Origin of the sequence: Thermomonas beijingensis (assembly GCF_020034655.1) — a bacterium.
GTDB classification, from domain to species: Bacteria; Pseudomonadota; Gammaproteobacteria; order Xanthomonadales; family Xanthomonadaceae; genus Thermomonas; species Thermomonas beijingensis.
The window spans coordinates 1-1,301 of the sequence record NZ_JAIQDJ010000039.1 but is presented as its reverse complement, the minus strand read 5'-3'; the positions used below and the strand labels follow the sequence as shown (position 1 = coordinate 1,301).

2 protein-coding genes are annotated in these 1,301 nt (G+C 56.6%); both read left to right on the top strand.

The window, feature by feature from the left end; genetic code table 11:
* On the top strand, positions 1-532 hold a 532-nt coding region (locus tag K7B09_RS13050), incomplete at its 5' end, for a hypothetical protein (protein ID WP_223629900.1).
* Positions 533-591: 59 nt separating this feature from the next.
* A complete protein-coding gene (locus K7B09_RS13045) occupies positions 592-1,077 on the top strand; it encodes a hypothetical protein (RefSeq protein WP_223629899.1) in 486 nt (161 codons plus the stop codon).
* Positions 1,078-1,301 lie beyond the last annotated feature (224 nt).

The window sequence follows — 1,301 nt, the reverse complement described above, 5'->3', positions numbered from 1 at the left end:
CTACAACCTAACAGTTCGTTCAAGCCGACGCCGCTTCATGGCATCGTGTTATCTTTCGGCGTCCGGCTGCTGTCGCTTCGGTTGCACCTCGTTGCGGCGCGGCTTAACTCAGGTGTTAGGTGCCATGAAAATTGATCGCGCTTCCATTGCCACTCTTCTCGCCCTAAGCACGACCCCACTCTTGGCATACGCTCAAGAGCCACCGCAGCGGGTTTCGCTTATCCAGCTAATTGCCGCGCCGGAAAAATACGAAGGAAAGCTCGTTTCTCTTACTGGGTACGTGCATCTGGAGTTTGAAGGGAATGGAATCTATCTCCACAAAGATGACTACCAGTACGGCCTGCACAAGAACGGCCTGTGGCTAAATGCGAGCAAGTGTGAATCTCGCAGCAAGAAAAATTTCACTGACGGATACGCGTATGTCATCGGGCGCTTTACATCAGCCCGCCAAGGCCACATGGGGCTATGGTCAGGGGAACTGCAAGACGTCAAATCTTGTAGCTCTTGGCCGCCGTTCCCGCGTGGCACCTAACAATTCATTCAAGCCGACGCCGCTTCGCGGCGCGGCTTAACTCAGGTGTTAGGCGGCACATGAAACTTCTTCGGTTCCTCGTAGCTGCGTTAGCCGGGCTCGTGCTGGCTTCCTGTGCATCAGTGCATTCGCGAAAGGATGCTCTGTGCAGCGAAATCGCCGCGTTCGCTAACCAAACTGAGGTCTCGGGCACCCACGAGGTAGCCCTAACCACCGTGTGGGGTCCCACCCCGCAATATCCGGATTCCCTCTTCTACAAGAACTGCGACCACGGCGAATACGAACCCGGCAAGCGACTTTGCCAGTACCTGATGGCGAACACTTCCACAGAGTTCCCCCAACACAACTTTCGCCGTGTACTAGCTTGCTTGAATGGGCAGAAGTCCGGCCCGCCTAAGTACGTGAGCATTGAGCGAATCGAAACGCTCATGTGGGGTGTGGAAGTGCCTGGTGTGCGTCCGGAGGTAACTGTCGGGGTTGCCTTCGCGGACGGAGCCGGCAAGACTCCGGTCCTGAAAGTAATTGCGCGGGCGGACCAGCCGTGATCGCGGTGCCGCCTAACAATTCGTCCAAGCCGACGCCGCTTCGCGGCGCGGCTTAACTCAGGTGTTAGGTTTAGCGCGGAATTTTTTGGGGATATGCGGGCTTTGCATTGAATTGCGCTTGATAGGTTTACTGTTTGGTTCAAGTGTGCCCTTGCGTACTTGGCCCACAGCGCGCAGGGGACCTGCGCACCGTGGTGGCGGTAGCATTCCGTAGCTTGCTTCGC